Origin of the sequence: Xanthomonas fragariae (genome assembly GCF_900183975.1) — a bacterium.
In the GTDB taxonomy this organism is placed as follows: domain Bacteria; phylum Pseudomonadota; class Gammaproteobacteria; order Xanthomonadales; family Xanthomonadaceae; genus Xanthomonas; species Xanthomonas fragariae.
On sequence record NZ_LT853882.1, the window covers coordinates 3,402,245 to 3,416,371 of the forward strand.

Genomic DNA, 14,127 nt, shown 5'->3' on the forward strand with positions numbered 1-14,127 from the left:
TTCTACAGCCGCGAACGAAACAACTCATCGGCAGGCATGTGCTCGGCAGCAGGACGGCGTGTACGCATGGGCGGAAACTGCCAGAAACCAGCCTTCAGCGTAGCGAACACTGGTAGTTCTGGCACGCCGGTGCAGACATCAAGGCCTTGCGGTCGTTGGGTGGTTGGGGTTTTTCAGGTGCGACAATTTCCGGTGTATCGGGCGTGCAGCTTGGAACGGTGCCGCGCAATGTCGAGCTGGCAGATGCCTCCAAGCTGCCGGCCGAGAACGCAACGCCATTCAGCCGCGCTGCTGTGCCAAGCCCGGGCGGCAGCGTCGCCGCCTATCACGATGCCAGCAATTGGACCGCGTATGCCGGCTCCAACCTGTCCAGCCACTACACCCCAGGCGCGCAAATCACTCCGGACAACGTCAAGCAGCTCAAGGTGGCGTGGGAATTCCACACTGGCGATCTGAAGCCGAAGGATTCCAAGCTGGGCTACGCGTTCCAGAACACCCCGCTCAAGGTCGGCGACCTGCTGTACATCTGCACCCCGACCCAGAAAGCAATCGCGGTGGAAGCGGCCAACGGCAAGCAGCGCTGGCGCTTCGACCCGCAGACCGACCCGAAGGCGATGGCCAGCGTTGCCGCTACCACTTGCCGCGGCGTGTCGTACTACCAGGCGCCGCAAGGCACCGCCGAGTGCCCGACGCGGATTTTCTGGCCGATGGTCGATGGCCGTCTCGGCGCACTGGATGCGCAGACCCGCAAGTTGTGCGCCAGCTTCGGCGCGCACGGTTATCTCGATCTGAATGCCGACACCGGCAACACCAAGCCAGGCTTCGTCGGCCCGACCTCGCCGCCGGTGGTCATACCCGGTGTGGTCATCCAGCCGACCGGCCAGGTGCGTGACGGTCAGGAAAGCGATGCGCCGTCCGGCGTGGTGCGTGGCTTCGATGCCTTCACCGGCCAGCTGCGCTGGGTCTGGGACCTGGGCAACCCGGCGATTACCGCCGAGCCGCCCGCTGGCCAGACCTATACCCGTTCAACTCCGAACATGTGGTCGCTGATGTCCGCCGACGATGAGCTGGGCCTGGTCTATCTGCCGACCGGCAACGCGTCCGGCGACTTCGCCGGCAAGGACCGCACCCCGCAGGAGGAGGAATACACCGCAGCGCTGGTCGCTGTGGAGGCAGCCACCGGCAAGGAGCGCTGGCACTTCCGCACCGTCCACCACGATCTGTGGGATTACCACATCGGCCCGCAGCCGAACCTGGTCAATTGGCCGGTCGCTGGCGGCGGCGCCCGTCCGGCGGTAATCCAGGCCACCAAATCCGGCCAAGTCTTCGTGCTGGAACGCGCTACCGGCGAGCCGATCATGCCGGTCGAGCAGATCCCGGTTCCGCAAGGCACCGATCACAGCGACTGGACCGCCGCCACGCAGCCGATTTCGCCGGGAATGCCCAATACCGTGGGCGCGCCGAGCTACGCGTTCGAAACCATCATCGAATCCGATGCCTGGGGCATGACCCCGTTCGACCAGCTGGCCTGCCGGATCCAGTTCAAGCAGCAGCGTTACGAAGGCGTGTTTACCCCGCCGACCCTGCAGGGCTCGCTGGCGTTCACCGGCAACCACGGCGGCATCCACTGGGGCGGCGTCTTGGTCGATCTGCAGCGCGGCATCATGGTGATGAACAGTAATCGCCTGCCGTACACCTTGCAGGTCTATACGCGCGATAAGAAGGACCAGCTGGGCATTTTTTCGGTGTTCGACGGCAAGAGCAAGACGCCCGGCTATATGGCGCAGAGGGGCCTGGCCGACGGCGCGCGCAAGGAGCCATGGATGTCCCCGCTCAACACGCCGTGCATTGCCCCGCCGTGGGGCTACATCGCTGGCGTCGATCTACGTACGCAGCAGGCACTTTGGCGCCGTCCGCTGGGCACCGGTTACGACCAGGGCCCGATGGGCATCCCGTTCAGGACCACGTTCGAGATCGGCACGCCGAACAACAGCGGCTCGCTGGCCACCGCAAGCGGCGTGACCTTCATCGGCGCGACCCTGGACAACTTCATGCGCGGCTTCGACACCCGCACTGGCAAGCAGGTCTGGGAGACCCGCGTCCCGGCCGGCCCGCAGGCTGCTCCGCTGAGCTATACCATCGACGGCAAGCAGTTCATCGTGGCAGCGGTAGGTGGACACGACCGCATGCAAACCAAGTCGGGCGATAGCGTTATCGCCGGGGCATTGCCGGACGATGTGCAGACCAAGCCGGCCAACTAAACGGCGGTGATTGAGGAGGCTGCGCGGCCGTCACGTCAGATGCGACGGCTGCGCCGAATCGGCGAGAATCAAGCAATACGCCGGTTTTTGCGCGCCGTATTTGGGCACTGCCCACCGCTGTCAGCCCGCACAGTCAACGTTGCGCTGGCTGACGCACTAAATCAAACCGGCCGTCGCGAGACGGTGGTTTTTTTGGTGAAAGTGGCTTTTACCGGAGCCGGGCGGAGGGGTCGGATCAGGTTGCGTGTACGTTCGGCCAGCCGCCGACAGGCCGCGTGCAGCCGAGCCGCATCGAAGACGCTCGGAACCCAGATCGTCGCGCGACTACCGGCTCCTTCAGCGCGTTTGTGTCAGGTCGTCGCAGCTCTTCCGTGCTGCCGGCGCTTGGCGTCACGTCAGGCCAAATGCCATACGACTTCGTTGGCCCAATGCACGCTCGCTTCCAGCGGATGGCCGAGATATTCCTCGAGCTACTGGGCTCGCTGACGCTGTAGGCGCCACGTGGGTACCCGTCGGCTTCTTAAGCGGTGTTGGACGCTTGCTGCCAGCCCTGCTGGTGCTGAGCGCGGCGCTCTGGTGGTAGGTGCGCTAACGCTGCGCCACGCAGTTGCGGCACGGTTGTGTCGATCAGCAAAGGCCGCTCCCAGCGTCTGGAAAGGTGTGGATCAACGCGGTTCAAGCCAGCCTCGCAGCGAATGAACCGGCCCGCTAGCGGCACATCCACATCGACCAGAAAGCCATAACGGCCGGTATCGGCGTGCTCAAGGCGCGATCCAGGCCAGTGTGGCCATGCGTCCGCTGCGGCGATCGCGGCGATGCGAGAAGAAGCGTTGTGGATCGGAAATGGTGCATAGGCCACCCCCGTGGATAGCGCTCAGCGGCACACCGGCATGCTGCAAACGCTGACGTGCCAGCGCATACAAATCCACTAACCAATGCCCCGGACAGGTCGCGACAAACGCAGTTTGCGCTTGCGCATCGTGCGCGACGAAAGCGTTGAACACGTCCTCGCCGATTTCGTACACCTGCGGCCCCGCTGCCGGCCCTAACCACGCCACCACGTGCTGCGGCGGCGTGCGCATGGCGGCGACGCTGCGCTCCAGCATGCCATCGGCCAACCCACGCCAACCGGCGTGCGCGGCGGCTACCTCGCTGCCATCGATTGCGGCGAGCACCACCGGCAGACAATCGGCGGTAAGGATCGCCAGTACTACACCGGGCACATCAGCTACGGCCGCATCGGCGACAGGTTCTTGCGCATCCAGCGCGACATTTCTCACGCCATCACGTGTGCAGGCGGCAACTGGTGGTGCCTCGACGCGCACCACCTCCACACCATGCACCTGACGCAGCCAATGTGGCGTGCTCGGCAGTGCCAACGCTTGGACCAGCAGCGCTCGGTTACGCGCCACCCGCGCGGGCACGTCACCCTCTGCACTACTGCGGTTACCGAGGTTGAGCGTATCGAACGGCGCCAGCGATTCGCCCAAGCCGTAGCGCAGCGTGGTCAGGGCGCGGATACGCGGCGGCGCCGGCCAGTTGGCCGGAAGGATGAAAGGCGCGGCGACCGTCACCTCAGCGGCGCGCCAGCTCGGCTGCGCGCGCACTGTCCTCGCGCAGCGCGGTCATCAGCCGTTGCAGGTCGGCAGGCACCGGCGCGCTGGCGCGCACCGGCTCGCCGCTCACCGGATGCAGGAACTCCAGCGTTTCGGCATGCAGCGCCTGACGCTTGAAGGTGCGCAGCTCGTGCACCAGTTCGTCGGTGGCGCCCTTGGGCAGCTTGAGCGCGCCACCGTACAGCGGGTCGCCGACAATCGGCGATTTCAGGTGCGCCATATGCACGCGGATCTGATGGGTACGCCCAGTTTCCAGGCGGCATTCCAGCGCAGTGTGCGCGCGGAAGCGCTCGCGCAGGCGGTAATGGGTGACTGCATCGCGGCCATCATCGCGCACTGCCATCTTCAAGCGATCGCGCGGGTGGCGGTCGATCGGCGCATTGGCGGTGCCACCGGACACCAGCGCGCCCACCACGACTGCCAGATACTGGCGATGCACGTCGCGTGCGGACAGCTGCTCCACCAGCGCGGTCTGCGCCTGCAGGGTGCGCGCGACCACCATCACCCCGCTGGTGTCCTTGTCCAGGCGATGAACCACGCCAGCGCGCGGCACGGCCGCCAGCGCCGGGTCGCGGAACAGCAAGGCGTTGACCAGGGTGCCGTCCGGATTGCCGGCGCCCGGATGCACCACCAGGCCCGCGGGCTTGTCGATCACCAGCACTTGGTCGTCTTCGTACAACACGTTCAGCGGGATGTCCTGCGGCGCGGCGTGAGTCTGGGTTTCCAGCACCACCTGCACCTGTACGCTCTCGCCGCCGCGCAAGGTGTCGCGCGGACGCGCCATTTCGCCATCCAACAGCGCATCGCCGGACTTGATCCACTCCGACAGCCGCGAGCGCGAGAATTCGGGGAACAGCTCGGCCAGCACCGCGTCGAAACGGCGTCCTGCGGCGCTGTCGGGCACGATGGCCTGGCGGGTGGACGGGTCGAGGGATTCGGCAGATGGGTCGTACATGGACAAGGACACTCAGGCAAAAGCGGGAATTTGGCGGTCCGGGCGGCGGAAGTCAGTCGCCGGACAGGCCACTAGGCTATCATCGAGCTCTCGTTTTCCTGATGCGTCCTGCCCAGACCCATGATCCGACGGTCCACGTTTTCCGCGCCTGCGCGCCTCATTGCCCTCATGCTGGTCATCGCGTTCGTCGTCACCGGCTGCCACCGCGGTACCAAGGACAAAAATCCCGACGAGGGCATGCCGGTCGAGCAGCTCTACAGCAAGGGCCATGGGTTGATGGAGAAAGGCAACTGGGCCGGTGCCGAAGCCAGCTTCAAGCGCCTGATCGCCCAGTACCCCTATGGCCCATACACCGAGCAGGCGATGATCGAAACCGCCTACGCCCAGTACAAGGCCGGCAAGCACGACGATACGGTGTCCAGCGTCGATCGCTTCATCCGTACTTACCCAACCCATCGCAACATCTCGTATCTGTACTACCTGCGTGGGCTGGCCAACAGCAACCGCGACACGGTGTTCCTGCGCCGCGTGTGGTCGCTGGATCCGAGCCGCCGCGACCTGTCGTCACCGCAGCAGGCCTACAACGACTTCAACACCGTCACCGACCGCTATCCCAACAGCCGTTACGCGGCCGATGCGCGCAAGCGGATGATTGAGCTACGCGACATCTTCGCCCAGCACGAACTGGACAACGCGCTGTACTACCTACGTCGCGATGCATGGGTATCGGCAGCCGGCCGTGCCAACTACTTGCTGGAAACCTACCCGCAGAGCGCGTACCAGTACGACGCCGTCGCCGTGCTGGCCGAGGCCTACACGCGCCTGGGCAACAAGACCCTGGCCGCAGACGCACGCCGCGTGCTGGAGCTCAATAGCCCGCAGCACCCTTGGCTGACTGGCAACTGGCCGAAGTACCCGTGGGCGCTGCGCAAGCTCAACCCGTTTGCTGGCGAGAAATCTGCCGCGAGCGGCCAGCGCAATGCGCAGATGAATCGCGACTGAGATTTCAGTCGACGCTGAACACACAAAGGGGCCGAAAGGCCCCTTTTTTATTTCGTGACTGTGGATGTTCGGCGCGAGCTCGGCGGTGCAGGCGTTGCCTGGAGGACGCGATCCAATGTCGTTGCGCCGATGCCGTGTGTCTGTCGCTTCAACTTCTCTTGCGCTACTGGCCACGATACCCATTGGTGATCGGATAACGCCGCTCGCGACCGAATGCACGTCGCGACACCTTGGGTCCCGGTGCGGACTGATGGCGCTTCCACTCGTTGAGCCGTACCAGCCGCAGTACCTGCTCGACCGTGTCGGCCGCGTAGCCGGCCGCGACGATGTCCTCGCGCGACTGCTCCTGATCGACATAGCGATACAAAATTCCGTCGAGCACATCGTACGGCGGCAGCGAATCCTGGTCGGTCTGGTTGTCGCGCAACTCGGCGGAGGGCGCGCGCGCGATGACTGCAGGCGGAATCACCGGCGCGCCGCCCACGGTGTTGCGCCACTTGGCCAGGCCGAACACCTCTGTCTTGTACAAGTCCTTGAGCGGTGCGTAGCCACCGCACATATCGCCGTAGATGGTGGCGTAGCCCACCGCGTACTCGCTCTTGTTGCCGGTGGTCAGCAGCAGCCCGCCGAACTTGTTGGACAGCGCCATCAAAATCACGCCACGGCTGCGCGACTGCAGGTTTTCTTCGGTGATGTCCGGCTGGGTGCCATCGAACATCGGCCCCAGCGCGGCGAGCAACCCGTCAAAGGCCGGCTCGATCGCGATGGTTTCCAGCTTGACCCCTAGCGCGCGACATTGCTCGTCGGCCAGATCGTTGGACAAGTCTGCGGTGTAACGCGATGGCAGGCGCACGGCGGTGACGTTGTCGCCACCCAGCGCATCGACTGCCATCGCCAGCACCAGCGCCGAGTCGATTCCGCCGGACAAACCCAGCCAGACCTTGCTGAAGCCGTTCTTTCGGCAATAGTCCTGCAGCCCGCGCACCACCGCGCGCCAAGCCAGCGCGTCCGTGCTCTCATCGCCATCGTCCACCCACATCACCGGCGTGAAGCTGCGCTCGCCGGCAGCGTAGTCCACCACCAGCCACTGGTCCACAAACGCCGAGGCGGCCGGATGCACGGTGCCGTCGCCATCGGCCACCACCGATGCACCATCGAACACCAATGCATCCTGCCCGCCGACCACGTTGAGATAGGCGATTGCCGCCCCGCTCGCGCGCGTGCGCTCGGCCAGCAAGGCATCGCGTTGCGCATGCTTGCCGCGCTCGTACGGCGAGGCGTTAGGCACGAGCACCAGCTCGGCGCCGGCCTGCACGGTCCTGGCTAGTGGCTCGGCAAACCACAGGTCTTCGCAGATCACCACGCCCACCTGCACGCCCTTGATCGTGACCACACAGCTCTTGCCATCCAGATCGACGTCGAAATAGCGGCGCTCGTCGAACACCGCGTAATTGGGCAGTTCGCGCTTGCGGTAGGTGACCTCGATGCGCCCGTCGCGCAATACGCTGGCCGCGTTATAGACCACGCTGGCGGCGCTCTGCGGCCAACCGACCACCGCGACAATGCCGCGCGTGCTGGCCGCGATGCGCGCCAGTGCTTCTTCGCAATGCGCGAGAAAACCAGGCCGCAGCAGCAGATCTTCCGGCGGATAGCCACTAATGGCCAACTCGGGAAACAGCACGATGTCCGCGTCGAACTCGTTACGCGCCGCCGCAATGAACGCGATGATGCGATCGGTATTGTGCGCCACGGCGCCGACTGGGAAGTCGAACTGAGCCATGGCGATGCGGAGGGTTTGGGACATATCAGCGGCCTTTTGCAGGTTCCTGCTGGATGCCGGCAGGAGAGAAAGAAAAGCGGGCAACGCACCGACGTCGCGCAATTGCGTCATGCACGACGTCGGTGCGCATCAGCACGTCATTATTCCAGAAGCGCAGCAACGCAAAGCCTTCCCGGCGCAGGTAGACCGTGCGCGCGGCATCGGAGCGGACATCTAGGTGCTGACTGCTATGCGTAGCTCGGCGAGCTTGAGAGAGCTGCCAGCATCCCGCTGGCACGCGAGTCCAGCTATCGGCGGTGTGCTTTTTGAGTTGGCAGGACAGCCACCCTCAGCCCTACCCCGCAAGCGGGAGAGGGGAAATCAATAGCCGGACCTTTCTGGAGGCAGCGCCTCAACGCGCTCATGCACAACTGCTGCTGTTGTTGCTGTTGCTCGAACGCGACATCACAACTCACGCGCACCATCTCTTCTCCTGCCTGCGGGAGAAGCTGCCCCAAGGGTGGAGAGGACAACGCGAGCCCAAAAAAAGGCCGCCAGAAGGCGGCCTCTCCTACGCACACGCTTGCGCGCGATGCATGCTTACTTCACCAGCGCAGCAATCGCGGCACCCAGATCGCCCGGCGAACGGACGGTCTTGACGCCAGCGGCTTCCATCGCAGCAAACTTGCCTTCGGCAGTGCCCTTGCCGCCCGATGCGATCGCACCGGCATGGCCCATGCGCTTGCCGGCCGGAGCCGAGGCGCCGGCAATGAAACCGACAACCGGCTTCTTCACGAACTGTTTGATGTACTCGGCACCGGCTTCCTCGGCATCGCCGCCGATTTCGCCGACCATGATGATGCCTTCGGTCTGCGGGTCTTCGTTGAACAGCTTGAGGCAGTCGACGAAGTTCAGGCCACTGATCGGGTCGCCACCGATACCAATGCACGTTGACTGGCCCAGACCGACTTCGGTGGTCTGCTTGACCGCTTCATAAGTCAGCGTGCCCGAGCGCGACACGATGCCGATCTTGCCCGGCTTGTGGATGTGGCCCGGCATGATGCCGATCTTGCACTCGCCCGGGGTGATCACGCCGGGGCAGTTCGGCCCGATCAGCACGGTCTGCGGATGCGAACGGGTCAGCACGTTCTTGACGCGCAGCATGTCAAGCACCGGGATGCCCTCGGTGATGCACACGATGACCTTAATACCGGCCGCAGCCGCTTCCAGGATCGCATCGGCCGCATACGGCGGCGGCACGTAGATCACCGATGCATCGGCGCCGGTGCTCTGCACGGCATCGGCCACAGTGTTGAACACCGGCAGGTCGATATGCGTGGTGCCGCCCTTGCCCGGCGTCACGCCGCCGACGACCTGGGTGCCGTACTCGATCATCTGAGTGGCGTGGAAGGTGCCCTGCTGGCCAGTAAAGCCCTGCACGATCACCTTGGTGTTCTTGTTAATCAAAACGGACATTTCGTTGAGTCCTTCGTAATGTGTTGGGCCGGCTTCGGACGCATCGGAACCGGCGTGAGCCGATGTCCGCGCTGCGCTCCTCCAGAACCCCCGTCCCTCCGCTGCGCGGAGTGCCTGCCCCCTTTGAGGCAAGGTAGCGACAGCGGCGGCCTGTCGGCGATCCGAGGCCGGGGAGAATCAGGCGGCGTTCTTGACAGCTTCAACGACCTTCTTGGCGCCGTCGTTGATGTTGTCAGCCGGGATGATGGCCATGCCGCTATCGCGCAGCAGCTGCTTGCCTTCTTCCACGTTGGTGCCTTCCAGGCGCACCACGACCGGAACCTTGACGCCCACTTCCTTGACTGCCGCGATGATGCCTTCGGCAATCATGTCGCAGCGGACAATGCCGCCGAAGATGTTGACGAAGATGCCTTCGACCTTGTCCGAAGACAGGATCAGTTTGAACGCTTCGATGACGCGCTGCTTGTTGGCACCGCCGCCTACGTCCAGGAAGTTCGCCGGCTCGCCGCCATTGAGCTTGATGACGTCCATGGTGGCCATGGCCAGGCCTGCGCCGTTGACCATGCAACCGATGTTGCCGTCCATGGTGACGTAGTTGATGTCCAACTCCGACGCGGTCACTTCGGTCTCGTCTTCCTGCGTCTTGTCGCGCATGGCGATCAGCTGCTTCTGACGGAATGCAGAGTTATCGTCGCTGTCGAACTTGCCGTCCAGCGCGTACAGGTTGCCATCGTCCAGGATCGCCAGCGGGTTGATTTCAACCAGCGCCAGATCCTTTTCGTTGAACAGGCGATACAGGTTGACCATGATGCTGGCGAACTGCCCGGCCTGCTTGGCGTTGAGGCCGAGCTTGAAGCCGAAATCGCGGCCGTGGTAGCCCTGCACGCCTTCGACGAAATCGACATTGAGCGAATGGATCAGCTCCGGCGTCTCGGCGGCGACCTGTTCGATCTCCACACCACCCTCGGACGAGGCGATGTAGGTGATGGTCTTGGTGCCACGGTCGACCAGGATCGACAGGTACAGCTCCTTGACGATCTCACCGGCGGTGGTCACCAGCACCAGGTTGATCGGCAGCTCCACGCCGGCGGTCTGGTAGGTGGACATCTTGGTGCCGAGCATCTTGGCTGCCGCGGCCTTCACCTCGTCGGTGGTCTTGCAGAACTTGACGCCGCCAGCCTTACCGCGGCCGCCCGCGTGGATCTGCGCTTTCACCATCCAGGGGCCCTTGCCCAGGGAGTTGGCGACTTCAACCGCTTCGTCCGGGGTCGCTGCGACCTTGCCGGCCGGGACGGGGATGCCGTACTCGGCAAGCAGCTGTTTTGACTGGTATTCGTGGAAATTCATGCGTCACCGTGGGAAAAGGAAACGACCGCTACGTGCAACGCAGACCGCCTAGGCGGCGCGTCATGAGACGCGAACGGGCCACCTATTGTGGCCGACCACGTCGTGCGGCGCAAAAGCCGACCGGATTGGTCGCCAGATCGCCGCGCTTGCGCAGCGCCGGACACTGCGCACGCGCGCGGCGGATGCGCGCCGTACCTGCCTATACTCGCGGCTTGTTCCAGCGGGGAATCGGTTTGGCATCCAGCACATCGCTTATCGACCGGATCCAGTCCGCGCCGCAGCGCGAGCTGTATTTCTTCTCGCTGTACCGGCTGTTGGTGGCCGGCCTGATCGCCGCGTTGGTGTTCAGCCCGTTGTCCGATGCCATTCCCGACCCGCGTTATCCGCGCCTGGCCGCCGGGGTCGCGATCGGCTACCTATGCATGGCTGTGCCGCTGCTGTTCTGGGGCCGCAGCGAGCGTCGGCTGACCACCACCGTATTCTGTTCGGTGCTGGCCGACATCCTCGCCGCCACCCTGGCCACGCACGCCCTGCCCGGCGCCAGCGCAGGCATCGCGATGATGCTGCTGTTCAATGTCGCCGCTGCCTCGATCCTGCTGCGGCTGCGCTACGGCATGAGCATTGCGGTGCTCGCCAGCGCCGCCATCGTGCTCGAATACCTGTGGACCCTGCTTGAGGGCGGCACCACCCGCCCACTGGCCGAGCTGGCGATGTTCGCCACCAGCTATGTGGCAGTGGCCTACTTTTGCCAGCAGATCGCCTCACGCGCGCGCAACAATCAGGTGCTGGCCGAACAACGCGGGGCGCAAGTCGCCAATCTGTACGAGATCAACGAGTTGATCATCCGCCGCCTGCGTACCGGCGTGCTGGTGGTCGATACGCACAACACCATCACCCTGGCCAACGAAGCGGCACTGGCACTGCTCGGCGATGGCGACCAGCGCAACGCCCCGGCAGACCTGTCGCTGGCCGCTCTCACGCCGGAACTGGCGCTGCGCCTGCAACGCTGGCGCAGCGGCTGGCACCAGGAAGAAGCTCCGCTGCAACTCGGTGCCGACCGCCCGGAAGTGCAACCACGTTTCGTGCGCCTGTTGGCCGACAGCGACCTGGTGCTGGTATTTCTGGACGACGCCACCGTGGTCTCGCGCCGCGCTGAATCACTGACCCTGTCGGCGATGGGCCGCTTCTCGGCCAGCTTGGCGCACGAGATCCGCAACCCGCTGGCCGCGATCAGTTACGCCTCGCAGCTGCTGGAAGAATCGCCGGACATCTTCGATGCCGACCGCCGCCTGCTGCAGATCATCAACCAGCAATGCCAGCGCACCAACGGCATCGTCGAGAGCGTGCTCGGGCTGGCCCGCCGCGAGCGCGCGAGCCCGGAGAATCTGGATCTGGCCGCGTTCGTACGTCGCTTCGTGGTCGAATATCGGCAGACCCTGTCGATGGAGACAGACATTCTGGAAGCCAGCATCCAGGGCAGCTCGGTGCATGCTTTGATCGACCCCAAGCATCTCCATCAAATCCTGACTGCGCTGGTCCACAACGCGCTCAAATATGGCCGGGGCATGGACGAGCCGGCGCGGGTGAAGCTACGTGTCGAATATCAGGAGCGCATGGCGGTGATCGATGTGGTCGACCGCGGCCCCGGCATTCCGGAGACGGTGGCCGCACAACTGTTCCGCCCGTTCTACACCACCTCCGAGCATGGCACCGGACTGGGCCTGTATATCGCTCAGGAGCTGTGCCGTGCCAACCAGGCGCAACTGGATTACGTCTCGGTGCCTGGGGGCGGTGCGTGTTTCCGGATCGTGTTGCAACGACCGAATGGGTTGCTTGGGAACTGAGTGTTTCATCTGTGCTGCATGGCCTGGACAGGCAGACCCTACAGCTGGCGCGGTGCGCCGAAGAACGAACGGTGTTGCGCCGACCCCGCGTGCAGATGACAGTGCAGATGACAGCGCAGCTGCACATCGCTTCAAGACGGCGATAGCGCTACCGCAAGTCGCTATCCCGTAGCAGTAGGCGCTGCCCCCAACAACACGTGACGCCACAGGTCTTCTGCCCAGGGCGATACCCCGTAAGCATGCACCGATCTGCATCTCGTTGACCCCAGCCGAGCGCAGTGCGATGCAACGCCGCGCGCTGTTCTCCTCACGCCTCGCGGCAAAGGCGTGCCGCCGACAAGTGCGTAACCTGCTACAGCGCCGCCCTGTTGACGCGCTGGCGACCGAGTGAAGCGTTGCGCCCGAACCCGACCGACAATTAATTGTCCACTGTCGTCACGCTGGGCTATCGTGCGCAACATGAGCGAACCCAAAAGTGCCCTGGTTGTCGATGACGAGCGTGATATCCGCGAGTTGCTTGTTCTCACCCTCGGCCGCATGGGCTTGCGTATCAGCACCGCCGCCAACCTGGCCGAAGCGCGCGAGCTGCTGGCCAACAATCCCTACGACCTGTGCCTGACCGACATGCGTCTGCCCGACGGCAACGGGATCGAACTGGTCACCGAGATCGCCAAGCACTATCCGCAGACTCCGGTGGCGATGATCACCGCGTTCGGCAGCATGGATCTGGCAGTGGAAGCCTTGAAGGCCGGCGCGTTCGACTTCGTCAGCAAGCCGGTGGACATCAGCGTGCTGCGCGGCCTGGTCAAGCACGCGCTGGAATTGAACAACCGCGACCGCCCCGCCCCGCCACCGCCTGAACAGGCCAGCCGCCTGCTCGGCGACTCCAGCGCGATGGAAAGCCTGCGCGCCACCATCGGCAAGGTCGCCCGCAGCCAGGCACCGGTCTACATCGTCGGCGAATCGGGCGTTGGCAAGGAACTGGTCGCACGCACCATCCACGAACAAGGAGCGCGCGCGGCCGGGCCGTTCGTCCCGGTCAACTGCGGCGCCATTCCCGCCGAACTGATGGAGAGCGAATTCTTCGGCCACAAGAAGGGCAGCTTCACCGGGGCGCATGCCGACACGCCGGGCCTGTTCCAGGCCGCGCATGGCGGCACGCTGTTTCTGGACGAAGTGGCCGAGCTGCCGCTGCAGATGCAGGTCAAACTGCTGCGCGCGATCCAGGAAAAATCGGTGCGCCCGGTCGGCGCATCCAGCGAAATGCTGGTGGACGTGCGCATCCTCTCGGCCACGCACAAGGATCTCGGCGAGCTGGTCTCCAACGGCCGTTTTCGTCACGACCTGTACTACCGCATCAACGTCATCGAACTGCGGGTCCCACCGCTGCGCGAACGCGGTGGCGACCTCCCGCAACTGGCCGCCGCCATCATCGCGCGCCTGGCGCATAGCCATGGCCGCCCGATTCCGCTACTGACCCAATCCGCACTCGATGCGCTCGACCACTACAGCTTCCCCGGCAACGTCCGCGAGCTGGAAAACATCCTCGAACGCGCCCTGGCACTGGCCGAAGCCGACCAGATCAGCACCAGCGACCTGCGCCTGCCCGCCCACGGCGGCCACCGTCTCGCCGCCCCCTCCGGCAGCGCCGCTGTCGAACCGCCCGAAGCCGTCGTCGACATCGACCCCGCCTCTTCCGCGCTACCGTCCTACATCGAGCAACTGGAACGCGCCGCGATCAAGAAAGCCCTAGAAGAAAATCGCTGGAACAAGACCAAGACCGCCGCGCAGCTGGGCATTACGTTCCGCGCGCTGCGCTACAAGCTCAAGAAGCTGGGGATGGAGTGAGGGTGGAGTACAACAAATC

General features: G+C 64.5%; 10 protein-coding genes and 2 pseudogenes. 4 read left to right on the forward strand and 8 right to left on the reverse strand.

Annotated elements, in window-relative coordinates; all coding sequences use genetic code 11:
• Nucleotides 1-2 precede the first annotated feature (2 nt).
• Complete coding sequence (locus PD885_RS22435; protein WP_276526627.1) at nt 3-125, reverse strand: hypothetical protein; 123 nt, start codon at nt 123-125, stop codon at nt 3-5.
• A gap of 78 nt (nt 126-203) precedes the next feature.
• Between PD885_RS22435 and PD885_RS15870 the strand changes: the two genes are divergently transcribed.
• A complete protein-coding gene (locus PD885_RS15870; protein ID WP_324993793.1) occupies nt 204-2,261 on the forward strand; it encodes a membrane-bound PQQ-dependent dehydrogenase, glucose/quinate/shikimate family in 2,058 nt (685 codons plus the stop codon).
• Between the two features lie 665 nt (nt 2,262-2,926).
• On the opposite strand, the pseudogene PD885_RS22815 reads toward PD885_RS15870, so the two are convergent.
• From PD885_RS22815 to rluD, 3 genes and pseudogenes are all read right to left on the reverse strand, one after another.
• Nucleotides 2,927-3,024 (reverse strand): annotated as a pseudogene (locus tag PD885_RS22815) (DUF4166 domain-containing protein); the annotation flags it as partial.
• A complete protein-coding gene (pgeF, locus tag PD885_RS15880; RefSeq protein ID WP_040762951.1) occupies nt 3,023-3,835 on the reverse strand; it encodes a peptidoglycan editing factor PgeF in 813 nt (270 codons plus the stop codon). The pseudogene PD885_RS22815 and the gene pgeF, both read right to left, overlap by 2 nt.
• Before the next feature lies 1 nt (nt 3,836).
• Entirely contained in the window at nt 3,837-4,832 is a 996-nt protein-coding gene (rluD, locus tag PD885_RS15885; RefSeq protein WP_002812245.1) for a 23S rRNA pseudouridine(1911/1915/1917) synthase RluD, read from the reverse strand.
• A gap of 120 nt (nt 4,833-4,952) precedes the next feature.
• Here rluD and PD885_RS15890 point away from each other — a divergent pair, with 120 nt between their 5' ends.
• Nucleotides 4,953-5,834 (forward strand): outer membrane protein assembly factor BamD, encoded by an 882-nt coding sequence (locus tag PD885_RS15890; protein ID WP_002812248.1) that lies wholly within the window; start codon nt 4,953-4,955, stop codon nt 5,832-5,834.
• 163 nt (nt 5,835-5,997) lie between these two features.
• Here PD885_RS15890 and PD885_RS15895 read toward each other — a convergent pair whose 3' ends face one another.
• The 4 genes and pseudogenes from PD885_RS15895 to sucC form a co-directional block, all read right to left on the reverse strand.
• Nucleotides 5,998-7,638: an NAD+ synthase gene (locus PD885_RS15895; protein WP_002812249.1), complete on the reverse strand. Its 1,641-nt coding sequence runs from the start codon at nt 7,636-7,638 to the stop codon at nt 5,998-6,000.
• 1 nt (nt 7,639) lies between these two features.
• A pseudogene (locus tag PD885_RS15900) lies at nt 7,640-7,840 on the reverse strand (DUF559 domain-containing protein); the annotation flags it as partial.
• Between the two features lie 353 nt (nt 7,841-8,193).
• On the reverse strand, nt 8,194-9,069 hold the full coding sequence (gene sucD / locus PD885_RS15905; protein ID WP_002812253.1) for a succinate--CoA ligase subunit alpha: 876 nt from the start codon (nt 9,067-9,069) through the stop codon (nt 8,194-8,196).
• A 177-nt stretch (nt 9,070-9,246) separates the two neighbouring features.
• Nucleotides 9,247-10,416 (reverse strand): ADP-forming succinate--CoA ligase subunit beta, encoded by a 1,170-nt coding sequence (sucC, locus tag PD885_RS15910; protein WP_002812255.1) that lies wholly within the window; start codon nt 10,414-10,416, stop codon nt 9,247-9,249.
• Nucleotides 10,417-10,649: 233 nt separating this feature from the next.
• Here sucC and PD885_RS15915 point away from each other — a divergent pair, with 233 nt between their 5' ends.
• A complete protein-coding gene (locus tag PD885_RS15915) occupies nt 10,650-12,260 on the forward strand; it encodes a sensor histidine kinase (RefSeq protein ID WP_002812258.1) in 1,611 nt (536 codons plus the stop codon).
• Nucleotides 12,261-12,719: 459 nt separating this feature from the next.
• Complete coding sequence (locus PD885_RS15920) at nt 12,720-14,108, forward strand: sigma-54-dependent transcriptional regulator (protein ID WP_002812259.1); 1,389 nt, start codon at nt 12,720-12,722, stop codon at nt 14,106-14,108.
• Nucleotides 14,109-14,127 lie beyond the last annotated feature (19 nt).